Source organism: Salinarimonas chemoclinalis, from assembly GCF_041514305.1.
GTDB lineage: Bacteria > Pseudomonadota > Alphaproteobacteria > Rhizobiales > Beijerinckiaceae > Salinarimonas > Salinarimonas chemoclinalis.
Window position 1 is genome coordinate 20,887 of record NZ_JBGMWH010000024.1, and the last position, 23,871, is coordinate 44,757.

At 72.2% G+C, this 23,871-nt stretch carries 19 protein-coding genes and 1 tRNA gene; 8 read left to right on the plus strand and 12 right to left on the minus strand.

Features of this window, described 5'->3' with window-relative positions; translation table 11 throughout:
* Positions 1 to 56 precede the first annotated feature (56 nt).
* On the minus strand, positions 57 to 2,801 hold the full coding sequence (fdhF, locus tag AB9M23_RS21005) for a formate dehydrogenase subunit alpha (RefSeq protein ID WP_372426605.1): 2,745 nt from the start codon (positions 2,799 to 2,801) through the stop codon (positions 57 to 59).
* 176 nt (positions 2,802 to 2,977) lie between these two features.
* Between fdhF and AB9M23_RS21010 the strand changes: the two genes are divergently transcribed.
* On the plus strand, positions 2,978 to 4,765 hold the full coding sequence (locus tag AB9M23_RS21010; RefSeq protein WP_372426606.1) for a sulfatase-like hydrolase/transferase: 1,788 nt from the start codon (positions 2,978 to 2,980) through the stop codon (positions 4,763 to 4,765).
* On the opposite strand, the gene AB9M23_RS21015 is transcribed toward AB9M23_RS21010, so the two are convergent.
* Positions 4,741 to 6,468 carry an NAD(P)H-dependent oxidoreductase subunit E gene (locus AB9M23_RS21015; RefSeq protein ID WP_372426607.1) on the minus strand — a complete coding sequence of 576 codons (1,728 nt, stop codon included), beginning with the start codon at positions 6,466 to 6,468 and terminating at the stop codon, positions 4,741 to 4,743. The two genes, AB9M23_RS21010 and AB9M23_RS21015, sit on opposite strands and share 25 nt — an antisense overlap.
* 199 nt (positions 6,469 to 6,667) lie before the next feature.
* Between AB9M23_RS21015 and AB9M23_RS21020 the strand changes: the two genes are divergently transcribed.
* Complete coding sequence (locus AB9M23_RS21020; protein ID WP_372426608.1) at positions 6,668 to 7,666, plus strand: Gfo/Idh/MocA family protein; 999 nt, start codon at positions 6,668 to 6,670, stop codon at positions 7,664 to 7,666.
* A gap of 140 nt (positions 7,667 to 7,806) precedes the next feature.
* Positions 7,807 to 8,028 (plus strand): hypothetical protein, encoded by a 222-nt coding sequence (locus AB9M23_RS21025; protein WP_372426610.1) that lies wholly within the window; start codon positions 7,807 to 7,809, stop codon positions 8,026 to 8,028.
* Positions 8,029 to 8,034: 6 nt separating this feature from the next.
* Here the strand turns inward: AB9M23_RS21025 and AB9M23_RS21030 are convergent, their stop codons facing one another.
* Both AB9M23_RS21030 and AB9M23_RS21035 read right to left on the minus strand, forming a co-directional pair.
* Complete coding sequence (locus AB9M23_RS21030) at positions 8,035 to 8,661, minus strand: DUF938 domain-containing protein (protein WP_372426611.1); 627 nt, start codon at positions 8,659 to 8,661, stop codon at positions 8,035 to 8,037.
* Between the two features lie 10 nt (positions 8,662 to 8,671).
* A complete protein-coding gene (locus AB9M23_RS21035) occupies positions 8,672 to 9,967 on the minus strand; it encodes a polyhydroxyalkanoate depolymerase (RefSeq protein WP_372426612.1) in 1,296 nt (431 codons plus the stop codon).
* 238 nt (positions 9,968 to 10,205) lie between these two features.
* On the opposite strand from AB9M23_RS21035, the gene AB9M23_RS21040 reads away from it, so the two are divergent.
* Positions 10,206 to 11,516: an ActS/PrrB/RegB family redox-sensitive histidine kinase gene (locus AB9M23_RS21040; protein ID WP_372426613.1), complete on the plus strand. Its 1,311-nt coding sequence runs from the start codon at positions 10,206 to 10,208 to the stop codon at positions 11,514 to 11,516.
* Positions 11,517 to 11,691: 175 nt separating this feature from the next.
* Positions 11,692 to 12,261: an ActR/PrrA/RegA family redox response regulator transcription factor gene (locus tag AB9M23_RS21045; protein WP_372426614.1), complete on the plus strand. Its 570-nt coding sequence runs from the start codon at positions 11,692 to 11,694 to the stop codon at positions 12,259 to 12,261.
* 15 nt (positions 12,262 to 12,276) lie between these two features.
* Here AB9M23_RS21045 and fabI read toward each other — a convergent pair whose 3' ends face one another.
* The 3 genes from fabI to fabA form a co-directional block, all read right to left on the minus strand.
* Positions 12,277 to 13,104 (minus strand): enoyl-ACP reductase FabI, encoded by an 828-nt coding sequence (fabI, locus tag AB9M23_RS21050; protein WP_372426616.1) that lies wholly within the window; start codon positions 13,102 to 13,104, stop codon positions 12,277 to 12,279.
* Positions 13,105 to 13,382: 278 nt separating this feature from the next.
* A complete protein-coding gene (gene fabB, locus AB9M23_RS21055) occupies positions 13,383 to 14,606 on the minus strand; it encodes a beta-ketoacyl-ACP synthase I (RefSeq protein WP_372426617.1) in 1,224 nt (407 codons plus the stop codon).
* Positions 14,607 to 14,661: 55 nt separating this feature from the next.
* Entirely contained in the window at positions 14,662 to 15,192 is a 531-nt protein-coding gene (fabA, locus tag AB9M23_RS21060) for a 3-hydroxyacyl-[acyl-carrier-protein] dehydratase FabA (RefSeq protein ID WP_372426618.1), read from the minus strand.
* Between the two features lie 319 nt (positions 15,193 to 15,511).
* Here fabA and irr point away from each other — a divergent pair, with 319 nt between their 5' ends.
* Positions 15,512 to 16,003: a Fur family transcriptional regulator Irr gene (gene irr / locus AB9M23_RS21065; RefSeq protein WP_372426619.1), complete on the plus strand. Its 492-nt coding sequence runs from the start codon at positions 15,512 to 15,514 to the stop codon at positions 16,001 to 16,003.
* Between the two features lie 106 nt (positions 16,004 to 16,109).
* On the opposite strand, the gene AB9M23_RS21070 is transcribed toward irr, so the two are convergent.
* Entirely contained in the window at positions 16,110 to 17,303 is a 1,194-nt protein-coding gene (locus tag AB9M23_RS21070) for a Fic family protein (RefSeq protein WP_372426620.1), read from the minus strand.
* Between the two features lie 425 nt (positions 17,304 to 17,728).
* Here AB9M23_RS21070 and AB9M23_RS21075 point away from each other — a divergent pair, with 425 nt between their 5' ends.
* Positions 17,729 to 19,339, plus strand: a complete 1,611-nt coding sequence (locus AB9M23_RS21075) for a GMC family oxidoreductase (protein ID WP_372426621.1) — start codon at positions 17,729 to 17,731, stop codon at positions 19,337 to 19,339.
* Positions 19,340 to 19,354: 15 nt separating this feature from the next.
* Here AB9M23_RS21075 and AB9M23_RS21080 read toward each other — a convergent pair whose 3' ends face one another.
* The 4 genes from AB9M23_RS21080 to glmM all read right to left on the minus strand — a co-directional run bounded on the left by AB9M23_RS21080 (position 19,355) and on the right by glmM (position 23,499).
* Entirely contained in the window at positions 19,355 to 20,173 is an 819-nt protein-coding gene (locus AB9M23_RS21080) for an outer membrane protein (RefSeq protein WP_372426622.1), read from the minus strand.
* Positions 20,174 to 20,262: 89 nt separating this feature from the next.
* The gene (locus AB9M23_RS21085) at positions 20,263 to 21,090 is read right to left on the minus strand and encodes an outer membrane protein (RefSeq protein WP_372426623.1); all 828 of its coding nucleotides are present in this window, start codon (positions 21,088 to 21,090) and stop codon (positions 20,263 to 20,265) included.
* 21 nt (positions 21,091 to 21,111) lie between these two features.
* Positions 21,112 to 21,975 carry an outer membrane protein gene (locus tag AB9M23_RS21090; protein ID WP_372426624.1) on the minus strand — a complete coding sequence of 288 codons (864 nt, stop codon included), beginning with the start codon at positions 21,973 to 21,975 and terminating at the stop codon, positions 21,112 to 21,114.
* A gap of 183 nt (positions 21,976 to 22,158) precedes the next feature.
* Positions 22,159 to 23,499, minus strand: coding sequence for a phosphoglucosamine mutase (gene glmM, locus AB9M23_RS21095; protein ID WP_372426625.1), 1,341 nt, complete (start codon positions 23,497 to 23,499; stop codon positions 22,159 to 22,161).
* 288 nt (positions 23,500 to 23,787) lie between these two features.
* On the opposite strand from glmM, the gene AB9M23_RS21100 reads away from it, so the two are divergent.
* A tRNA-Arg gene (locus AB9M23_RS21100) sits at positions 23,788 to 23,864 on the plus strand.
* The last annotated feature ends 7 nt before the right edge of the window (positions 23,865 to 23,871 follow it).

Here is a 23,871-nt window from a genome sequence, read left to right on the forward strand (position 1 = left end):
TGCCCGGAGCGTGCCCGCGGCGCGGGGTGGGCGCAAGCGCCCCCCGCGGCGGGGGATCAGCCCGCGACGACGCGGGCCGCGCAGTACTTGAACTCGGGGATCTTGCCGTCGGGGTCGATCGCCGGGTTGGTGAGCAGGTTCGCCGCCGCCTCCACGTAGGCGAACGGCACGAAGACCATGTCCTCCTGGAGCGCCGCGTCCGCGCGGGCGGCGAGCGTGATCGCGCCGCGGCGCGTCTCGACGCGGATCGGCGCGCCGGCGGCGAGGCCGAGGCGGGCGAGCGTGCGCGGGTTGAGGCTCGCGGTCGGCGCGGGCTCCAGCGCGTCGAGGATGCCGGCGCGCCGCGTCATCGCGCCGGTGTGCCAGTGCTCCAGCTGCCGGCCGGTGGTGAGCACCATCGGGAAGGCGTCGTCGGGTGTCTCGTCGGGATCGCGCAGGCCGGCGGGCACGAACAGCGCCCTGCCGCCGGCGCGCGGGAAGGCGTCGCCGAACACGACCGCATGGCCCGGCGCGTCCGGCGCGGGGCACGGGTAGGTGACGGCGCCCTCGCGCTCCAGCCGCTCCCAGGTGATGTTGGCGAGGGACGGCATCACCGCGGCCATCTCGGCGAAGACCTCCCGCGGATGCGCGTAGTCCCACGGCAGGCCGAGCCGGCGGCCGAGATCGACGAGGATCGCGAGGTCCTCCCGCGCCTGCCCGGGAGGCGGCAGCGCCGGGCGTCCCATCTGGACCTGCCGATTGGTGTTCGTCACCGTGCCCGTCTTCTCCGGCCAGGCGGAGGCGGGGAGCACGACGTCGGCGTACATCGCGGTCTCGGTGAGGAAGATGTCCTGGACGACGCAGTGCTCGAGCTCGGCCAGCGCGTCGCGGGCGTGGGCGACGTCCGGGTCGGACATCGCCGGGTTCTCGCCCATCACGTAGAGCGCGCGGATGTCGCCCGCGTGGATCGAGTCCATGATCTCGGTGACGGTCAGGCCCGGCTGCGGCGACACGGTAAAGCCCCAGGCCGCCTCGAAGCGCGCGCGCTGCGCGGGATCGCCCACCCGCGCGTAGTCCGGCAGCACCATCGGGATCAGGCCGGCGTCGGAGGCGCCCTGGACGTTGTTCTGCCCGCGCAGGGGATGGAGCCCCGTGCCCGGACGCCCGACCTGGCCGGTCATCAGGGCGAGCGAGATCAGGCAGCGGGCGTTGTCGGTGCCGTGGGTGTGCTGCGAGACGCCCATGCCCCAGAAGATCATCGCCCGATCGGCGCGCGCGTAGAGCCGCGCGACCTCCCGGATCGTGCCCGCGTCGACCCCGCAGCGCTCGGCCATCGCTTCGGGCGCATAGGCGGCGAGATGCTCCGCGAGGCGCGCGTACCCCTCGGTGTGGGTCGCGACGTAGGCGTGGTCGACGAGGTTCTCCGTCACGATGACGTGCATCATGGCGTTGAGCAGCGCCACGTCGGAGCCCGGGCGGAAGCGCAAGCGATGGGTCGCGTGACGCATCATCAGCGTGTTGCCGCGCGGGTCCATCACCACGAGCTTCGCGCCGCGCTTCACCGCCTGCTTGAAGTAGGTGGCGGCGACGGGATGGTTCTCGGTCGGGTTCGCGCCGATGACGACGACGACGTCGGCCAGAAGCGCGTCGTTGAACGGCGCGGTGACGGCGCCCGAGCCGATGCCCTCCATCAGTGCGGCCACCGAGGAGGCGTGGCAGAGCCGCGTGCAATGGTCGACGTTGTTGTGGCCGAAGGCCTGGCGGATCAGCTTCTGGACGAGGTAGGCCTCCTCGTTCGAGCCCTTGGCGGAGCCGAAGCCGGCGATGGCGCGGCCCCCGTGCGCGTCGCGGATGCGGGCGAGGCCGCCGGCCGCGGCGTCGAGCGCCTCCTCCCAGGTCGCCTCGCGGAAGTGCGTGAGCGGGTTCGCCGGGTCGACGTTCAGGCCCTTGGGCGCGCCCGCGCGGCGGATCAGCGGCACGGTCAGCCGCTGTGGGCTCGCCACGTAGTCGAAGCCGAAGCGGCCCTTGACGCACAGCCGGCTCTCGTTGGCCGGCCCGTCGCGACCCTCGACGTAGGCGATCTTGCCGTCGCGCAGCTTGTAGGAGATCTGGCAGCCCACCCCGCAATAGGGGCAGACCGAATCCACCGTCTCGTCCGCCCCGCGGGTGCCGACCTGCGTCTCGCGATCGACGATGGAGGCCGGCATCAGCGCGCCCGTCGGGCAGGCCTGAACGCATTCGCCGCAGGCGACGCAGGTCGAGACGCCCATCGGGTCGTCGAGATCGAAGACCGGGCGGTGGTGGTCGCCGCGATAGGCCATGCCGATCACGTCGTTGACCTGCACCTCGCGGCAGGCGCGGGCGCACAGCGTGCAGGAGATGCACGCGTCGAGGTTCACCGCCATCGCCGGGTGGGAGAGATCCGGCGCCGCCGGACGGTCCCGCCCGGGGAAGCGCGCATACGTCACGCCCTGCGCGTCGGCGAAGCGCCAGAGCGGGGAGGCGGCGTCGTGGGCCAGCTCCCGGGGCGGCTGATCGGCGACCAGGAGCTCCATGACGAGCTTGCGGGCAGTGCGCGCCCGCTCGGAGGCGGTGCGCACCACCATCCCCTCCGCCGACGGGCGGATGCAGGAGGCGGCGAGCACGCGCTCGCCCTCGATCTCGACCATGCAGGCGCGGCAGTTCCCGTCGGGGCGGTAGCCGGGCTCGGGGCGGTGGCACAGGTGCGGGATCGTGGTGCCCTCGCGGTGGGCGACCTCCCAGATCGTCTCGCCCTCCCGCGCCGCCACCGCGCGGCCGTCGAGCGTGAAGCGGATGGTCATCGGGCGGTCTCCCTGAGAGGTGCCGGCGGCCGGGAACGGGGGGTTAAGGCACCCGTGGTAGCGAGGCGGGGTCCGATCCGGAGCACCCGATGTCCCCTGCGACCCCGAGCGAGACGCGAGACGCCGGCCGAGCGCCCGCACGTGCGGCGCGAGAAAGCGCGGCGCGAGAGAGCGCGGTGCTCGCGCTCCTCCTCGCCCTCGCCGCGGCGGCCGCGGTCGCCCTGCCCCCGATGATCGGGTCGATGCCGGCGCGCGCGGTGGTCGCCGGCTTCGTCTTGGACGCCTGCGTGACCCTCGTCCTGTGCGCCGCGCTCGTCACCCTCCAGCGCCCGTCCAGGGGCGCGGCGTGCGTCTGCGCGGCGCTGGCGGCGGCGCCGCTCGCGGCGTCGAGCGCGAAGCTCGTCGCTCTCGGCGACACCGCCGCGCTCGGCGACGCGCGCCTCGTCGTCGATGCCGCCCGCACGCTCCCCGCCTGGGGCGTCGCCGCCGTCGCGCTCGCGCTCGGCGGCCTCGTTCTCGCCTTCGCCACGAACCTGCGCCGGCCGACGCCGCGCGAGGCCGCGGGAGGCTTCGCCCTGCCGGCCCTCGCCCTCCTCGCCCTCGGCGCCGCGGCCGAGAGCCCGCGCGCGGCGGACGGGGTCGCCCGGCTCCTGCCGCTGCCGGAGTTCCGCCTCCCGGTCTACGGCCATTGGCTGCAGGCCACGACGCGCTTCGTCGAGGAGGCGCAGCGCGCCCACGTCCTCGCCGCCGCCGAGGGCCTCGACACGGCCGATCTGCCGCGGCCGGTCGGCGTGCACGCGCTGCCGCCGCTCGCCGCGCGCAACGTCCACGTCGTCGTCGCCGAGAGCCTCCTCGACCCCGCCTGGCTCGCCGGCTACGCGCGCGACCCGGACCCCGCGCCGCCGGTCCTCGACGCCTGGCGCGCGCGCGGCGGGCGCGATCGCGCGCTCGTGCCCGTGTTCGGCAATCGATCCTCCAACACCGAGTTCGAGGTGCTGTGCGGCCTCCCGGCCGTGACGCACGGGTCCGGCCTCGTCTTCAACGCGATCGCGGGGCCGCTGCCCTGCCTGCCGCGGCTCCTGGCCGAGCGGGGCTTCCACACCGAGGGCCGCGTGCCCAGCCACCCGGCCTTCTTCAGCGCGCAGACGGCCTATGGCCACGCCGGCTTCGCGCGCGCCGAGTTCGACCGCGACTTCACGGGCGGGACCGACGTCGACGGCCTCTGGCTGTCCGCGGAGGCGACCCTCGCCCATGCCCGCGGCCGCATCGCCGCACGGCTCGCGCAGGGCCGCCCCTTCCTCGACTACACCTTCGTCAACGCCGGCCACTACCCCTTCGCGCGCGACCGCGCGACGCGCCCCGACGTCGTCGCCGTCTCGCCGCACGTGCCGATCGTGCACGACTGGGTCAACGCCGCGCACTGGAGCTTCGTCGCGATCGCGGATCACCTCGCCTGGCTCGCGACCCACGACCCGGACGCGATCGTCGTCGTCCTCGGCGACCACGCCCCGCCGCTCGGCGCCGATCACGCGCCCTATCGCACCAGCGGGCGCGTCCAGAACGGTCTCGTCGCGGGGCCGACGGGGGAGCCCGGCATGATGCAGACGCCCCTCGTCGTGCTCGACGCGGGCGTCCCCGTGGCGACGGGCGTCCTGCCGGCCTGGGCGATCCCCGAGCTCGTGCTCGACCGTCTCTCCGGCGGGCGTCTGTGCGCCGAGCGGGCCTGCGTCCACCGCGCCGAGACACGGCTTCGCCCGCACCGCACGACGCCGATGATCGTCTCGGAGCGCGGTGAGACCGTGCGCGCCTGCCTGCCCTCGGACGCCGACGCGGCATGCGTCCAGGCCCGGCGCGAGACGCTCGCGTGGGACGTCGTGCTCGCGCGCCTGCTCGCCGGCGCGCCCGATGCGCCGCGGGAAGACCGCGAGGCTGCGCCGGCTCAGCACGTTTCCTCCGCGAAGTAGTTCAGCACGCTCGCCACCGGGTTCGCCGCCGCCTGGCCGAGCCCGCAGATCGAGGCGTCGCGCATCACCTGCTCGAGATCGCCCAGCAGATGCAGGTCCCAGCGCCCGGCGGCGAGGAGCGCCTCCAGCTTCTGCGTGCCGGTGCGGCAGGGCGTGCATTGCCCGCACGATTCGTGGCGGAAGAAGCGCACCAGGTCGAGCGCGATGGCGCGCACGTCGTCCTCGTCCGACAGGACGACGACGGCATGCGAGCCGACGAAGGCCTTGTGCGGCTCGAGCATGCCGAAGTCGAGCGGCAGGTCCGCCATCCGCGCCGGCAGGATACCCCCCGATGCCCCGCCGGGGAGATAGCCCGCGAGCGCGTGCCCCTCCGCCATGCCGCCGCAGAACTCCTCGATCAGCTCCCGGCAGGTGATGCCGGCCGGCGCGAGCTTGACGCCGGGGTCGCGTACGCGCCCGGACACCGAGAACGAGCGCAGGCCCTCGTGACCGCGCCGGCCCAGCCCCGCGAACCAGGCCGGGCCCTTCTCGACCACGTCGCGGATCCAGAACAGGGTCTCGACATTGTGGTTGAGCGTCGGGCGGCCGAACAAGCCGCGCTCGGCGATGTAAGGCGGGCGGTGGCGCGGGAGCCCGCGCTTGCCCTCGATCGATTCGAGCATCGCGCTCTCCTCGCCGCAGATGTAGGCGCCCGCCCCGCGCCGGATCTCGATCGGCGCGTGCCGGTCGAGCCCCGCCGCCTTCACCGCGGCGATCTCACGCTCGAGCAGCGCACGCACGCCGGCGTACTCGTCGCGCAGGTAGACGTAGAGCCGCGTCGCCTCCACCGCGAAGGCCGCGACGAGGGCGCCTTCGAGGAAGCGGTGCGGGTCGCGCTCCAGGTGGAAGCGGTCCTTGAAGGTGCCGGGCTCGCCCTCGTCGGCGTTCACCGTCATCAGGCGCGGGCCGGGGAAGCCGCGCACGATCGCCCACTTGCGCCCCGCCGGGAAGCCCGCGCCGCCGAGCCCGCGCAGGCCAGCGTCGGAGAGGAGCGAAACCAGGCTCTCCGGGTCGCGCGCGCCCGACAGGCATTCCTCGAGCAGGCGATAGCCGCCCTCGGCCCGGTAGGCCGCGAGCCCGATCGCGCCCGCGGGGACGGGCTCCACCGTGTCCCCCGCGCGCGCCGCTTCGAGCACGGCATCGAGCGTCGCCCGCTCGATCGCGCGCGTGCCGACGTGGACCGCCGGCGCACCGGCGCAGCGCCCGATGCAGGGCGCGGCGAGCACGCGGATCGCGCCGGGGTCCACGCCCTCGGCGAGCGCCGATCGCAGCCGCTCGGCGCCCGCCATCATGCAGGCGACGCCGTCGCAGACGCGGATGGTGAGCGGCGGCGGCGGGGTTTCGCCCTCCTTCACGATGTCGAAGTGGTGGTAGAAACTCGCGACCTCGTGGACCTCCGCCTCGGGGATGCGGAACTCTTCGGCGAGCGCCTTCAGGTGGCGCGCCGCGAGGTGCCCGACGCCGTCCTGGAGCCGATGGAGCGCCTCGATGAGCAGGTCGCGCCGGCGCGGCATGGCCCCGAGCAGCGCGCGCACCTCGTCGAGCGCGGCCTCGTCGAGCGGCCGCCCGCGCGGGCGCGGCCGCGGAGCGCGACGCGCCGTCGCGGCGTCCGCGGGATCGCGCGCGCCCGTCTGCGGCGTCGCCGGGGGTGCTGTCTCGCGCATGTGCGTCCTTCGCCTCGTCTCGCCCCTCGTCTCGCCCGTCGCGAGGGCCGGAGTGTCGTTCCCGGTGCCGCCCGTGTCCAGGGGCCGAGCGCCGCATCCTGTCCGGGCCGTGCGTCCCGGGCTGTCGCGTTTTCGCCACTTGGCGAAACGGGGGCGCCATGGCAATCAGGCGCGAGCTTCATCATCATCGGGACGGTCAATGGATCGCGGCGACGGCATCGGGATCGGCATCATCGGCTACGGCATCATGGGCGAGCGGCTGCTGCGGGCGGCGCTCGGGCCGGGCGCGGCGTCGGTGCGCGTGTGCGGCGTGTGGGACCCCTCGCCGGCGGCGATGGCGCGCCTCGCCGAGGGCTTCCCCGAGATCGCCCGGTTCGACGGCGTCGCCCCGCTGATCGAGACGTGCGACTGCGTCTACGTGGCGGCCCCGCCCGCCTCGCATCTCGACCACGCCCGCGCCGCCCTCGCCGCCGGCAAGGCACTGTTCTGCGAGAAGCCGCTCGCGGTGGACGTGGCGCAGGCCCGCGCGTTCGTGCGCGACGCGGACGCGGCCGGCATGCGGGCGGCGGTGAACTTCCCGTTCGCCTCCTCCCCCGCCGTCGACCGGATCGAGGCCTGGATGGCGGACGGCACGCTCGGTGCGCTGCGCGAGGCGGACATCGAGGTCGGCTTCGCGGCCTGGCCGCGCCCCTGGCAGGAGGACGCCGCCGCCTGGCTCGACCGGCGCCTGCAGGGCGGCTTCACCCGCGAGGTGCTCTCCCACTTCCTGTTCCTGGCCGGGCGCCTGCTCGGCCCCGCCACCCTCGGGCCCGCGAGCGTGCGCTACCCCGTCGACGGCGCCAGCGAGCGAGCCGTCGCGGCGGAGCTGACCTGCGGCACCCTGCCGGTGCGCGTCGTCGGGCGCGTCGGCGAGACCGAGAAGGCCGACACCAACGCCTTCACGCTCCACGGCGAGAACGGCACGATCCGGCTGCGCGACTGGTCGATCGCCGAGCGCCTCGTCGACGGCGCCTGGCGGGAGGCCGAGGGCGCGCTGCCCCAGGAGGAGGCGCGCCCGATCACCCTCGCGCGCCAACTGGAGAAGGTCGCCGCCATGGCCCGCGGCGCGCCGCACGGCCTCGCCGCGCTCTCCGAGGCGCTCGCGGTGCAGGAACTCGTCGAGGCGATCCTCGCCTCCGGCGACGAGGCGCGCGGCTGAGCCACACCGATCCTCATGGTCCCGCCGCCGTGCTCGGCGGCGCGGAACGGCCGCGCCTCGCGCCGCGTTCTCCCTTCGTGTCCCGACGGCCCCGCGTCACGCGGCGCGCCGTCGACGTTACCGATACGAAAGGGTACCCGATGGACCGCAAAGTCGACGACGTGCGCGCGCGCCAGGGCTGGCGTGGCCGGCCCGTCCTCGCGATCCTCGTCATCTCCATGGCGCTCGCGACGCTGGCCTTCCTCGTCTACATCTTCTGGGCGTGGGAGACGTCGCCGGATTCGGCGACGCCGACCGAGACACCCGCCGTCAACTCCCCGGCGAGCGAGGGCAACCCGCTGCCGACGGCGAACCCGAATTGACGGGCCTCACGGGGTGCGGCGGAAGACGAGGATCATGTTGTTCGCCGGCATGTCGATCCGCTCGCCGAACGACAGCCCCCGCGCCGCGGCGGCCGCGGCGACGTCGGCGACGTCGCGGATGCCCCAGCGCGAGTCGCGCGCCTTCAGCGAGGCGTCGAACTGCGCGTTGGACGGGGCCGTGAAGCGGCCCTCCACGTTGAAGGGGCCGTAGAGAACCAGCGGCCCGCCGGGCGGCAGCAGCCGTCCGGCGCCGGCCATCAGCCCGAGCCCCGCCTCCCACGGCGCGATGTGGATCATGTTGATCGACACGATGGCGTCCGCCTGCACCACCGGCCAGTCCGGGGCTGCCGCGTCGAGCGCGATCGGCGGTGCGAGGTTGGCGAGGCCCGCATGGGCGCGCCAAGCGGCGACGCTCGCCCGCGCCTGCGGGTCCGGATCGCTCGGCACCCACGCGAGGCCCGGCAGCGCGCGGGCCATGTGCACGGCGTGCTCGCCCGTCCCGCTCGCGACCTCCAGCACGACGCCGGTTTCCGGAAGGACACGGCGCAGAACCGACAGGATGGGGGCGCGGTTGCGCGCGGCCGCCGGGGCGACCAGCGCGCCGGGCGGCGGCACGTCCGTGTCCTCGTTCATGCGGGCGCGGTCAGCCCGCGACCGCGCGGGGACCGCGGCGGCGCTGGCCGTGCGCCTCCTCGCGCGCCTTCGCCCCCTGCGCGCGCATGAAGGCGCCGATGCGCGGCGCCACCTCGGCGCGGAAGCGTGAGCCGTTGAAGACGCCGTAGTGCCCGACGCGCTCCTGGAGGTGGTAGAGCTTGCGGTCGTCCGGGAGGTTCGGCGTCAGCTCGAGCGCCGCCAGCGTCTGGCCGACGCCGGAGATGTCGTCGCGCTCGCCCTCGACGGCCATGATGGCGCAGCGCCGGATGGCGGAGGGGTCGACCGGGCGCCCGCGGTGGGTCATCTCGCCCTTCGGCAGCGCGTGCGCCACGAACACGGTCTCGACGGTCTGGAGATAGAACTCCGCCGTGAGGTCCATCACGGCGAGGTACTCGTCGTAGAATTCGCGGTGCTTCTCGGCGGAATCGCCGTCCTCCTCGACGAGGTGGTTGAACATCTCCCAATGCGCGGAGATGTGCCGGTCGAGGTTCATCGCCATGAAGCCGGAGAGCTGATAGAAGCCCGGGTACACGTCGCGCCACAGGCCGAGGTTCGGCGGCGGCACCTTGACGATGCAGTTGCGCCTGAACCAGTCCGTGCCGCGCTCCTGGGCCACCAGGTTGACGGCGGTGGGCGAGCGGCGCGTGTCGATCGGCCCGCCCATCAGCGTCATCGAGCGCGGGATGCAGGGATCGTCGGCGGCTTCCATCAGCGCGATCGCGGCGAGCACCGGGACCGCCGGCTGGCACACGGCCATGACGTGCACGTCCGGGCCGAGCAGGCGGCACATCTGGACGACGTAGTCGATGTAGGTATCGAGGTCGAAGGCGCCCTCGACGAGCGGCACCTCGCGGGCGTCCGCCCAGTCGGTGATGTAGACCTCGTGATTGGGCAGGAAGGCCTCGACCGTGCCGCGCAGGAGCGTTGCGTAGTGGCCCGACATCGGCGCGACCATCAGCACCTTCGGGTCCGACGGACGATCGGGATCGGCGATGGCGCGATCGAAATGCAGCAGGCGGCAGAAGGGCCGCTCCCAGGCCACGCGCTCGTAGACCGGCGTCGGCACGCCGTCGACCCGGGTCTCGTCGAGCAGGAAGGCGGGCTTGCCGTAGCGCCGGGTGACGCGCTCGAACAGCTCGCAGCCCGCCGCCATCGCCTTGCCATAGGGCGTGTGCGTGAGCGGGTTGACGGGATTCTTGAAGGCGATGCGCGTCGCGTCGGTCGCCGCGCGGGCCGGGCCCAGCATCATGTGACCGGCTTCGTACCAGAAGTAAGCGGGATCCATCGTCAGCCAACCTTTCGCGAACGGCGCCCGACGTCTCGGGTCGCGCCGACCTCGGCGGCCGGGCGCGACGCGAACCCGTCCGAGCCCCCGGCCGTTCCCCATCCTGGCGGGAATGCGGCGATCGGTCGACCGCATTCCTACATAGGACCTCTCATCACATCGTCTCTGTGGCGATACGGATCACCTTCCGTCGGAAGCCGCCTGTTCGAGCGTCCCACCTCACGCTACCTATGGCCACGTGAACGTCATCGAGCCCCATCGCCTGACCGGAAGCGCGCGGCGCCTGCGCCTGGACACGCTCGTGCGCCTGCGCTGGCTCGCCGTGATCGGCCAGAGCGCGGCGGTGGCGGGCGTGCATTTCGGGCTCGGCTATTCCCTGCCCTTCGGCGCCTGCTTCGTGCTGATCGCGGCCTCGGCCTGGCTCAATCTCGCTCTGCGGGTGCGCTACCCGGCGAGCCACCGGCTCTCGGACGACGCGGCGACATTCCTGCTCGCCTTCGACGTCGCCCAACTCGCCGCCCTCCTGTTCCTGACGGGCGGGTTGCAGAACCCGTTCGCGATCCTTTTCCTCGCCCCGGTGCTGATCTCGGCGACGGCGCTCACGCCCAGGCGCACGCTGCTGCTGGGCGCGCTCGTCGTCGCCTGCGCCACCGCGCTCGGCTTCGCGCACCTGCCGCTGCCCTGGCGCGAGGGCGAGGTGCTGGAGCTGCCCTTCGTCTACGTGGTCGGCGTCTGGGCGGCGATCCTGCTCGGCACGGGCTTCACCGGCGTCTACGCCTGGCGCGTGGCGGAGGAGGCGCGCCAGCTCTCGCAGGCGTTGGCGGCCACCGAGCTCGTGCTCGCCCGCGAGCAGCATCTCTCGCAGATCGACGGCCTCGCCGCCGCCGCCGCCCACGAGCTCGGCACGCCTCTCGCGACGATCGCCCTCGTGGCCAAGGAGCTGTCGAAGCGGCTGGCCGGCAACGACGAGCTCGCCGAGGACGTGACGCTGCTGCGCGAGCAGGTCGAGCGCTGCCGCGGCATCCTCGGCCAGCTCACCTCCCGCGGCGAGGAGGCCGACGGCGAGTTCCTCGAGCGCATGACGCTGATGCACCTCGTCGAGGACCTCGTCGACCCGATGCGCGGCATCGGCGTCGCGATCCGCGTCGCCCGCGCCGGCGAGGGCCCGCCGCCGCGCGGTCGGCGCAACGCCGGGCTCGTCTACGGGCTCACCAACCTGCTCGACAACGCCGTCGACTTCGCCGAGGACGAGGTCGTGGTCGAGGCCGGCTGGGACGATCGCCAGGTCTGGATCGAGATTCGCGACGACGGCCCCGGCTTTCCCGCCGAGGTGCTGCTGCGGCTCGGCGAGCCCTACGTCACGACCCGCGGCCACGACAAGCGCGGGCCGGAGGAGGAGGCCGCCGGCCATGGGCTCGGCGTCTTCATCGCAAAGACCCTGATCGAGCGCACCGGCGCGCAGCTCACCCTGACCAACGGCCGCGCCCCGGAGGTCGGCGCGATCGCGCGGGTGGCGTGGTCGCGCGCCGCGTTCGAGTCCGGCGGCTGAGCCGGGTCGTCAAGCATTCGCTCATCACGAAAGCGTGACCGACCGTGCGGCGCTGGATAACCCCGCGCGGCGTCCTACATGTCGAGTAAAGGGCGAGGACGCGGCGCGCGGGAGGCGCCGAGGGTGGGCGCTGCCACGGCGCGGTCCGGCCCGCCGAATCAGGAGTACGAGGACGATGGTCGAAGCGCAGAGCCTGGAGGCCCCGACCCGGACGCGTGAGGAGGACATGTCCCTCCTCATCGTCGACGACGACCGCCCCTTCTCGACGCGCCTCGCGCGCGCCATGGAGAGCCGCGGCTACGTCGTGCGCGTGGCCGAGAGCGTCGCGGACGGCATCGCCGCCGTCGACGGCGCCCCTCCGGCCTTCGCGGTGATCGACATGCGGCTGGGCGACGGCAACGGCCTGGAGGTGATCACCCGCCTCAAGGAGAAGCGGCCGGACGCCAGGGGCGTTGTCCTGACGGGCTACGGCAACATCGCCACCGCCGTCACGGCCGTGAAGCTGGGCGCCTTCGACTACCTCGCCAAGCCCGCCGACGCGGACGAGATCGACGCGGCGCTGCGCGCCGAGCCCGGCGCCCGTGCGGAGCCGCCGGAGAATCCGATGTCCGCGGACCGGGTGCGCTGGGAGCACATCCAGCGCGTCTACGAGCTGTGCGGCCGCAACGTCTCCGAGACGGCGCGACGCCTGAACATGCACCGCCGCACGCTCCAGCGCATCCTGGCCAAGCGCGCGCCGCGGTGATGCCGACGGGTGGTGTCAGGCGTCGGTGACGCCGGCGTCGTCCTGCGCCTTGAGCACGTCCGGGCGCGGCATCGAGACGATGTTGTAACCCGAATCGACGTGGTGGATCTCGCCCGTCACCCCGCCGGACAGATCCGACAGCAGGTAGAGCGCCGAGCCGCCGATCTCGTCGAGGCTCACCGTGCGCCGCAGGGGCGCGTTCGCCGCCTGGTGGGCGTACATCAGCCGCGCGTCGGCGATCCCGGCGCCCGCCAGCGTGCGCACCGGCCCGGGCGACAGCGCGTTGACGCGGATGCCGTCCGGCCCGAGGTCGTTGGCGAGATAGCGCACCGAGGCCTCGAGCGCCGCCTTGGCCAACCCCATGACGTTGTAATTCGGCATCACCCGGCTCGAGCCGCCGTAGGTCAGCGTGAGGAGCGCGCCGCCCGGGCCCATGCGCTTCGCGGCGCGCTGGGCCACCTCGGTGAAGGAGAAGGCCGAGATCACCATCGTGCGCGAGAAGTTCTCCCGCGTCGTGGCGTCGATGTAGCGCCCCTTGAGCTCGGCCTTCGCCGAGAAGCCGATCGCGTGGACGACGAAGTCGAGCCGGCCGTCCCAGGCCTCGTCGAGGCGCGCGAAGGCGGCGTCGACGGTCGCGACGTTCTCGACGTCGCAGGGAATGGCGAGATCCGAGCCGACCGACTGCGCGAGGGGCCCCACGCGCCGGCCGAGCGCCTCGCCCTGGTAGGTGAAGGCGAGTTCGGCCCCGTGCGCCGCGAGCGTGCGCGCGATGCCCCAGGCGATCGAATGGTCGTTGGCGACGCCCATGATCAGGCCTCGCTTGCCCTGCATCAGCCCGGTCATCGTGTCGGTCTCCTGGTCGTTCTTCTCGGATCGTCGAGGTGCGTGAGGGTGGCGTCGCGCTCTTCACCCATCGCCCCACACCCCCGCCCCTCTCCACGAGGGAGAGGGGAGAGCGTCGAGCACGTTGCTCGCGAGGCGCTTCTCACCCGGCGGAATAACGGGTTCGCCCGTGATGCCGGCCCCGCGGGTCTCCCCTCTCCCTCGTGGAGAGGGGCCGGGGGTGTGGGGCGTGCAGGATCTGGCACGTCGTCAATGGCGTTCACCGACACCGCGAGACGTCACGCCTCCAGCCGCTTCATCACGATCGTCGCGTTCGTCCCGCCGAACCCGAACGAGTTCGAGAGCACGCAGCCGAGCGAGACGCCGTCGCGGCGCTCGCGCACGATCGGCATGTCGGCGAAGGACGGGTCGAGCTCCTCGATGTTGGCCGACGCGCAGATGAAGTCGTTGTTCATCATCAGGAGCGAGTAGATCGCCTCCTGCACGCCGGTGGCACCGAGGGAATGGCCGGTCAGCGACTTGGTGGCGGCGATCGGCGGGCACGCGTCCCCCACGCCGAAGACCTCGCGCAACGCCTCGATCTCCTTCTCGTCGCCGACCGGCGTCGAGGTGGCGTGCGGGTTGACGTAGTCGACCGGCACCTTCACCGTCGAGAGCGCTTGGCGCATGCAGCGCACCGCGCCCTCGCCCGAGGGGGCGACCATGTCGTAGCCGTCGGACGTGGCGCCGTAGCCGACGATCTCGCCGTGAATTCGGGCGCCGCGCGCGCGGGCGTGCTCGTACTCCTCGAGCACCAGCACGCCCGCGCCGCCGGCGATGACGAAGCCGTCGCGATCGACGTCGTAGGCGCGCGAGGCCACCGCCGGGCGGTCGTTGTACTTCGAGGACATCGCGCCCATGGCGTCGAACAGGTTCGACATCGTCCAGTCGAGGTCCTCGCAGCCGCCGGCGAAGATCACGTCCTGGCGGCCCATGGCGATGGTCTCGTAGGCATTGCCGATGCAATGGTTCGAGGTCGCGCAGGCGGACGAGATCGAGTAGTTCACGCCCTTGATCTTGAACCAGGTCGCGAGCGTGGCCGATGCGGTCGAGGACATCGACTTGGGCACCGCGAAGGGGCCGATGCGCTTGGGGCCCTTGTCCTGGGTGATCGCGGCGGCCTCGACGACGGTGCGCGTCGAGGGGCCGCCCGAGCCCATGATGATGCCGGTGCGCTCGTTGGAGATCTCGCCCGGCTCGAGCCCCGAATCGGCGATCGCCTCGTCCATGGCGACGTGGTTCCAGCCCGTGCCGCGGGCGTGGAAGCGCATGGCGCGCCGGTCGACCTTCTCCTCGGGCACCACGCGCGGGGCGCCGTGGACGCGGCAGCGGAAGTTCAGCCGGGCGTAGTCCTCGGCGAAGACGATGCCCGAGCGCCCCTGGCGCAGGCTCTCGAGCACCTGGGGAACGTCGTCCCCGATCGAGGAGACGATGCCCATCCCCGTGACGACGACGCGCCTCATTCGCTCATACCTCCCTGTCCGGCCCACTCGCGCGCCTTCCGGCGCCGCGGCGGGCTCAGCCGCCCGCGGTCTCGGCCTGGAACAGGCCCACCCGCAGGTCCTTCGCCTCGTAGATGCGCCGGCCGTCCGCTTCCAGGAAGCCGTCGGCGATGCCGAGGACGAGCTTCGAGCGGAACACGCGCTTCAGGTCGACGCCGTAGACCACCTTGCTCACGCTCGGCAAGACCTGGTCGGAGAACTTCACCTCGCCCACCCCGAGCGCCCGGCCGCGCCCGTGCGCGCCGAGCCAGCCGAGATGGAAGCCGCACAGCTGCCAGAGCGCGTCGACGCCCAGGCAGCCGGGCATGACCGGATCGCCCTTGAAGTGGCAGGCGAAGAACCAGAGGTCCGGCCGCACGTCGAGCTCGGCGCGTACGTGACCCTTGCCGTAGGCGCCGCCGTCCTCGCCGATGGAGGTGATGCGGTCGAACATCAGCATCGGCGGCAGCGGAAGCTGGGCGTTGCCCGGGCCGAACAGCTCGCCGCGTCCGCAGGCGAGCAGCTCCTCGTAGGAATATTCGGGCTTTCTCTCGAGCGGCTGGCTCATGCGTGCGGCCGGTCCTCTTCTGATCTCGGGTCTCCCGTCCGGCCGCGGGCTGACCCGCGGCTCGGGAGGGCTCTGGTAACACACGTTGCGAGCCGCGCGAAAGCGGGGATCGGTCCCGCCCGCCGCACGGGCCGGTGCGGGCACGCGGCCGCGCCACCTCCGATCGGTCGTTGCAGCCGTGCGCGTCCCGTCGTCCCGCGCGGGCGGTTCCGTGCTTCACCGGGTTGCGGGCGCGGCGCGCAAACCCTACAAAGGAGAGAACGAGCGCCCCGCGCGGGCGTTCCTGCCGCTCACCCGAACGAGGCGTCACGACTCCGCCATGGATCACAGCGCTCCTTCCGCGTCTCCTGCCGCCCCCTTCGCCGGCGCGCAGGCCGGGCGCCCCGGCTGCCCGCTCTCGAACCTGCGCGACAAGCTGCGCCGGGTCGGCCTGCGGCCGACGCGCCAGCGGGTTTCCCTCGGCTGGCTCTTGTTCGGCAAGGGTGACCGGCACATCACGGCCGAGATGCTCTACGACGAGGCGATGCGCGCGCGCGTCCCCGTCTCGCTCGCGACCGTGTACAACACGCTCCACCAGTTCACCGAGGCGGGCCTTCTGCGCCAGCTGGCGGTGGACGGGTCGAAGGCCTATTTCGACACCAACCCGACAGAGCACCATCACTTCTTCGTCGAGGGCGAGGAGGAGCTGATGGACGTGCCGGCGCAGGGCGTGACCGTCATGGACCTGCCGGAGCCACCCGAAGGCTTCGAAGTCGCACGCGTGGACGTCGTGGTCCGCCTGCGGCGCAAGGACGCACACCGCCGCGCGTGAGCGGCGTCGAGCCGACGGGTCCGCCTGCTTCGAGGTGAACCGGCCTCGGGACGAGGTGGCCAGCTCGAGGCGAACGACCCGCGCGCGGCCTGCAATGAGACGGTCGTCACCAAAGGGTCGTCGCGTCCTGATCGTCTCGGGAGATGGCGCCACGCTCGGTGAACAAGTCGATGTACGGCGTGTAGCGGTAGACGCGGTTTCGCCGCTGACCGGTGATCTCCTCCAGTATTCCCGCCACTGCGAGACGCTGCACGATCTGGTTGGCTGCCGCATACGAGACGTTCAGAGCGAGAGCCATCTCGTTGACGGTGATGATCGGCCGCTGGAACAGCCGTTCCAGCACGATCAGCCCGTTGGCCGCGGCACGCCCCATCTCGCGGGTGACCAGCAGCCGGTGCCTCTCCCGCAGCTCGACGATCGCCCGTGCCGTTCTCGTCGCTTCCCGGCTGACTTCGGCAACTCCCCGAAGGAAGAACTTGATCCAGCTCTCCCAGTCACCGAGGTCGCGCGTTCTCTGAAGTAGATCGTAATACTCCAACCTGTATCTCTTGAAATAGTGCGAGAGGTATAGCACAGGCTGGGTGAGAACACCCTCCTGGCAGAGCAGGAACGTGATCAGGAGGCGCCCGACGCGCCCGTTGCCATCGAGAAACGGGTGAATGGTCTCGAACTGCGCATGAACCAATCCGATCTTGATCAGGATCGGAAGGCTATCGCGGGAGTGCATGAACAGTTCCAGCTCCCCGAGGGTTTCCATGACCGCGGATGGCGGCGGCGGCACGAACGTCGCGTCGCGCAGCGTGCAGCCCGCCGGCCCTATCCAGTTCTGGGAGCGCCGCAGCTCTCCGGGGTTCTTCTCCTGGCCGCGGACGCCCCCGAGGAGCTTCTCGTGAATCTCTCGGATGAGGCGGATGCTCAGCGGCAGCTCGGTGAGCCGTGCGAGCCCGTGGTTCATGGCGCCAACGTAGTTCAGCACCTCGCCGACGTCCTGAGGATGCTCGGGATCGAGCACGCTCGCCTCGACCTGGAGCAGATCGTTGAGGGACGATTGCGTGCCCTCGATCTGGCTCGAGAGGACGGCCTCCTTGCGCACGTACATGAAGACGAAACGATCCGGATTCGGCAGTGTCTGGATCGAGCCGTCGAGCCTGCCGAGAGCGCGGTCGGCCGAAGACAGGAGCGTCTGCATCTCGGCGTCGATCTCGAGGCTCGGCCGAGGGGGCAGCGGGTTGGGCACGAAGGCGGAATAGCCGGTGGGTTGCCGAACGTACCGCCCGGATCGCTGCGCCTCCATCACCATCGTGCCGCCTCTCCCGCTCGGCCTGCGCTGAAAACGCAGACGGTCGCAAATTCACGGCGTCGCTGTTTCGCCGTCTGCCGACGTCGTATCGGATATCGGTCTGCATTTAGCATGGGGTGGCAGCTCCGGCCATATATCGCCCAGCCTATAATAAAGGGCGCCCGTGCAGGCCATATATCGGCGAGCCGAAAATATGGCTGTCCAGCGCAGGCCGTATTTCGGCCAGCCCCCGATATGGCTGTCCAGCGCGGCCCCCATCGTGCTTCCCCCTCATCACGCCACCGCCTCCGCATCTCTCCGGGTGCGCGCCCCGCCTCCGCCACCGTCTCGCGCCCGAGCGGCGCTTGCGCACATGCGCATCGTCAGGGGCGTGCGGGCGCGCTAGGGTCCCGCCCCGAGCGTGACCATCGGGCGAGAGTGGGGCCGTGCAGGATCTCGGGACATACGACTACGTCGTCGTCGGCGCCGGCTCGGCCGGCTGCGTCGTCGCCAACCGGCTCTCGCGCGACCCGTCGGTGCGCGTCCTGCTGCTGGAGGCCGGCGGGAAGGACGACTGGATCTGGTTCCACATCCCCGTCGGCTACCTCTTCGCCATCGGCAATCCGCGCGCCGACTGGATGCTGCGGACCGAGCCGGTGCCGGGGCTGAACGGGCGCAGCCTCGCCTATCCCCGCGGCAAGGTGATCGGCGGCTCGTCCGCCATCAACGCGATGATCTACATGCGCGGCCAGGCGCAGGACTACGACGGCTGGCGCCAGCTCGGCCTCGAGGGCTGGGGCTGGGAGGACGTGCGGCCGATCTTCCGGCAGCACCAGGATCACGCCCGACCCGACGACCATCACGGGTCGGGCGGCGAGTGGCGGGTCGACTACCCGCGGGTGCGCTGGGCGCTGCTCGACGCGGTCATCGAGGCCTGCGTCGCCGCCGGGATCCCGGCGACCGACGACTTCAACCGCGGCGACAATTCCGGGGTGGGCTACTTCCAGGTCAACCAGAAGGGCGGCCGGCGCTGGTCGAGCGCCCGCGGCTTCCTGAAGCCCGCCCTCTCGCGGCCGAACCTGCGGCTCGAGACCGGGGTCACCGTCGAGCGCGTGACCGTCGAGAACGGCCGCGCCACCGGCGTCGTGCTCTCGCGCGGCGGCGAGACGGTCACGGCGCGCGCCTCCGGCGAGGTCGTGCTCTGCGCGGGCGCGGTGAAGTCGCCGCAGATCCTGGAGCTCTCCGGCATCGGCGACGGGGCGCGGCTCCAGGCCCTGGGCATCGAGACGCGCCGGCACCTGCCCGGCGTCGGCGAGAACCTGCAGGACCACCTGCAGCTGAGGCCGATCTTCAGGGTCGAGGGCGTGCGCACCCTGAACGCGGACTACGGCAAGCTCTGGCGCCGGGCCTGGATGGGGGTCGAGTACGCGCTCTTCCGGCGCGGGCCGCTGACCATGGCACCCTCGCAGCTCGGCGCCTTCGCCCGCTCCTCGGCGGACTACGAGACGCCCAACCTGCAATTCCACTTCCAGCCGCTGTCGCTCGACAAGTTCGGCGATGCGCCCCACCCCTTCCCGGCCTTCACGGCGAGCGTGTGCAACCTGCGCCCGTCGAGCCGCGGATCGGTCCACGCCGCGAGCCCAGACCCGCACGCCCCCCCGGCGATCCAACCGAACTACCTCGACACGGAGGAGGATCGTCGGGTCGCCGCCGATTCGATCCGTCTCGCCCGGCGCATCGTCGCGCAGTCGCCTCTCGCGCGCTTCCGGCCGCAGGAATACAAGCCCGGGCCGGAGTTCGACGGGGAGGAGGCGCTGGCGAAGGCCGCGGGGGAGATCGGCACGACGATCTTCCACCCCGTCGGCACGGCGAAGATGGGGCTCGCGTCGGACCGCGCGGCGGTGCTCGACGCGCGGCTCGCGGTTCACGGCGTCGCCGGCCTGCGCGTCGTCGACGCCTCCGCCATGCCGCGGATCACGTCCGGCAACACCAACTCGCCCACCATCATGATCGCCGAGAAGGCGAGCGCGATGATCCTGGAGGCGCGCCGCGGTTGAGGCCGCGCGGCGGCGTCAGAACTTCACGCCGGCGGCGCCGCGCAGCGTGCTCAGCGACACCTCGGACCCTCCCGCGTCGGGGAAGAAGGCGTATTGCCATTCGCCGCGCAGGAAGATGTTCTCGGTCAGCGCGACGTCGACGCCGGCACCGCCGGCGAGCCCGACCGCCGTGCCGCTGCTCGGCGATGTCTCGCTCCACGTGAAGGGACCGCGATTGGGCAGCGTCGGATGGTTCGTCTCGGAGTAGATCAGATCGGTCCGACGGGTGCGCTCGTACTGGGCGAGCGCCAGGCCACCGGTGACGAAGGGCAGGAAGTCGCCGATCGTGTAGCCGGCGCGCGCGCGCAGCGTGACCACGTTGTCGAGCGCGAGGTCGAAGGTCCCGCTCGCGAAGGCGTTGCCGACGAAGCCGTTGCTCAGCTGCCGCGAGCGACCGAGCGAATCCGAGCCCGACACGCGCTGCTTGCCGCGCGCGAAGTCCAGCTCGATGCCGAGGACGGCTTCCGAGAACTGGAAGTTATAGCCGGCGAAGGCGCCGTAGACCGCCCTCTTGGAGTCGCGCACCACCGGCTGGACGAAGGTCGAGACCCGCATTTCGTTCTCGATCACCGTGTCGCGCAGGTGCCGCGCGATCGGCTCCGCGAAGACGCCCGTCGCATCGGAGCTCATCTGCCCGTAGCCGGCGGTGAGGCCGAAATAGCCGCCCTGCCAGGTCGTCACGGGTGTCACCCCGAAACCCTGCGCACCGCGCAGGGGGCCGAGGTCGACGGCGCCGGCGACGCCCGGGAGCAGGGTGACGGCGGCGGCGAAGGCGACCGCGATGGAGGTACGCATGGCGAGGATTCCCCTTCGGAAATCTTTGGCGAGTGGCTCTCGACCTCGATCATCGTCCGGTAACCTTAACGCTTGGTTGCCGTCGACCGTCAGAACGAGCGCGAGAGCGGTTCCACGTAGGACGGGCGCGTGGGCTCGGCGAAGCTCCAGCGCAGGCCGATGCGGGCCTCGTGGGCGGAGAGCGCGTCGGCTTCGACGCGCGTGCCGGCGACGATCCCCGTCGCCGCCTCGCCGAGATGGACGAAGCGGTAGTTCAGGTCGACGCTGAGGCTGCGCCCCGCGTCGACCGACACGCCCGCCGTGAGCGCCCAGGCGAAGTTCCCCCTGGTCTCGTGCGCCCGCTCGAGCCCCGCCAGCGGCACGCCGGCGACGGCGCAGGGCGCCGGGCAGCCCGAGAGGGCGAGCCCGTCGAGGGTGTTCCAGGCATAGCCGATGCCGGCGCCGACATAGGGCGTGAACCCGTGCCAGGTGCCGAGATCGAGATAGGCGTTGGCGAGGAGCGTCGTCGCGGAGAAGGTCGACGTGCCGCGCGCGCCGGCGACCGGCGTGCCGGAGAAGACGTCCACGTCGAGCCCCTCGCGGTGGTCCGCGGTGACGTCGAAACGCAGCCAGGAGTTCAGCTCGTAGCCCGCCCCGAGCCCGAACCCGACGCCGCCGTCGACCGTCGCGCCGGGGAAGGTGGCGACGCCGCCGTTCCGGGCGGTGACGTCCGGATCCCGGAGCGTGGCGTGGATGATGTCGCCGCGCAGGTACCACCCGGCGCCGACCGACGCGGCGGGGGCCGCCTCGATCGCCGGCAGCGGCGGAAGGTCGCTCATGTCCGCGGCCCGGGCCGGCGCGAACGCCGGGCCGGCGAGCGCGCCCGCGAGAACGACGAGGGTGAGGCGACCTCGGCTCGAGAGCGGAAGCGTCGACATGAGCGGGCCCTCCCTCGTCGGTCAGAAGCTGCGGCTGAGCGGGGCGGGGTGGGCCCGAGCGGGGGCCTGGAGGTTCCAGCGCATGCCGAGCTTCAGGTCGTGCGAGTGGATCGCGTCGATCTCCCACTCGTCGCGCACGGTGCTGACCCCGTCGAACCGGTAGGTCTCGCCGGTGCCGCCGTCGCCCATGGCGAGGTAGCGGTAGCCGAGCTCGAGCGACAGGTTCGGCGAGACCTCGTAGCCGAGGCCGGCGTAGAGCGCCCAGGCGAAGTTCGTCCGGGATTCCTTGTCGGCGTAGACGACGCTGTTGTTGAATCCCGAGACGTTGCTCGGGAAGATCGTGCCGATGTCGCGGAAATTGTCGATCGTCACGTGCGCGAAGCCGATGCCGGCGCCGACGAAGGGCGTGATGCCGTACCAGGTGCCGAGATCGAGGTAGCCGTTGACGAGGCCGACCCACTCGGTCTTGTCGAAGTAGATCTCGTTGGTCTGGTTGAAGCCGTTGGCGCCGATCCAGCGCACGCGGTCGAGCCCGCGATACTGCGCGCGGCCGCGATACTCGCCGGTGACGTCGGCGCGGAACCAGGAATTGAAGCGGTAGCCGACGCCGGCGCCGACGAAGCCGGCGGAGGAGAAGTCCGACTGGATGACCTCGACCGCGGCCGCGGGCTGGGCGGCGTCGAGCAGCGGGTTCTTCGGATCGTCGGAGTGCTGGCTCGACAGGCCGATGTCGCCGCGCAGGTACCAGCCGCCGAACGCCTCGACGGCGACGGGGGCGGGTGCGGGCGGCAGGCTGGGCAGCAGGTCGGCGGCGTTGGCGCTCGTCGCGATGACGCCGCCGACGGCGGCGAGGGCGGCCACGAGGGCCGGCTCGAGGCGAATCATGGCGTGGTGTCCCCGTTCTCGTCGCGGCGGGCGAACGGCCCGCGGCTCTCACGGAGGGGACGATTGCAGAAATTTCTTAAGCGCAGCTTAACCTTAAGCGTTAGGGTTAAGGGCCGGTGACCGGCGGGCGCCGGACGTGCGCGCCCCGTGCGCGCGAGGTGCGCCGGAGCGTCCCGCCCGGCGTCAGGCCGCCGCGCGGGTCACGGCCAGCGCGATCTCGTCGACCACCTCGAGCACGAGGGCGCGGTCGTCGCCCTCCGCCATGACGCGAATCACCGGCTCGGTGCCCGACGGGCGGATGACCACGCGCCCCGCGTCGCCGAGCCGCGAGCGCGCCGCCTCGATGGCGGAGGCGACGGCGACGTCCTCCAGCGGCCGCCCGCCGGCGTAGCGCACGTTCTTGAGGATCTGCGGCAGCGGCTCGAAGCAGTGGCAGACTTCGGAGACCGGCCGCTCGGAGCGCTTGACCACCGCGAGCAGCTGCAGCGCCGCGATGAGCCCGTCCCCCGTCGTCGCGTAGTCGGAGAGGATGACGTGGCCCGACTGCTCGCCGCCGAGGTTGTAGCCGCCCTCGCGCATGCGCTCGAGCACGTAGCGATCGCCCACCGCCGTGCGCTCGAGCGAGAGGCCGAGGCTCCCGAGGTAGCGCTCCAGCCCGAGGTTCGACATCACGGTGGCGACGATCCCCGGCCGGGAGAGCCGCCCGTCCTCGTGCCAGCTGCGGGCGATCGCCGCCATCAGCTGGTCGCCGTCGACGACGCGGCCCTTCTCGTCGACGACGATCACCCGGTCGGCGTCGCCGTCGAGCGCGATGCCGACGTCGGCGCGCAGCTCGCGCACCTTCTGGACGAGCGCCTCCGGTGCGGTCGAGCCGACGTCGCGGTTGATGTTGAAGCCGTTGGGCTCGACGCCGATGGCGATGACCTCGGCGCCCAGCTCCCAGAGCGCCTCGGGCGCGACGCGGTAGGCGGCGCCGTTGGCGCAGTCGAGCACGATGCGCAGGCCCTCGAGGTCGAGGAGGCGCGGCAGCGTGCGCTTGGCGAACTCGATGTAGCGGGCGTGCACGCCCTCCACGCGCTTGGCGCGCCCGAGCCCGGCGGAGGGCGCGAGCCGGCGGGAGAGGTCGCCGTCGATCAGCGCCTCGATCTCGCGCTCGACGCCGTCGGAGAGCTTGTAGCCGTCCGGGCCGAAGAGCTTGATGCCGTTGTCCTCGAACGGGTTGTGCGAGGCGGAGATCATCACGCCGAGATCCGCGCGCATGGAGCGGGTGAGCATGGCCACCGCCGGCGTCGGCATCGGGCCGAGCAGCAGCGTGTCCATGCCCACCGAGGTGAAGCCGGCGACGAGCGCGTTCTCGATCATGTAGCCCGACAGCCGCGTGTCCTTGCCGATGACGACCCGGTGGCGATGATCGCCGCGCCGGAAGGCGAGCCCGGCGGCCTGCCCGACCCTGAGCGCGAGCTCGGGCGTGATGGTGACGTTGGCGCGGCCGCGGATGCCGTCGGTTCCGAAATGCTTGCGCAAGGGTCGTGCTCCGGTGAGGGTCGTGCTCCGGTGAGGGTCGTGCTCCGGTCCTGCTCCGGGGTCGGTCTAGCGGCGGCGCGGACCGACCGGGGTGGTCCAGAACACCCGCGCCGTACGCGCCGTCAAGCGCAGGGTGCCACGGGAAGCCTTCAATTTCGGTAAGCGATTGTTACGGGGGGCGCTTCCGGGCGGGGGGAGGGAGGCCCGCGGGGAGATCCCCCTCACCCGTTCCCCGAGCGATCCCTCTTGCCGCCCCGCCGCCTTTGGGCTACCAACACGGCACGGCAGGCGCCCGTAGCTCAGCTGGATAGAGCGTTGGATTCCGATTCCAAAGGTCACAGGTTCGAATCCTGTCGGGCGCGCCAAGCCTGT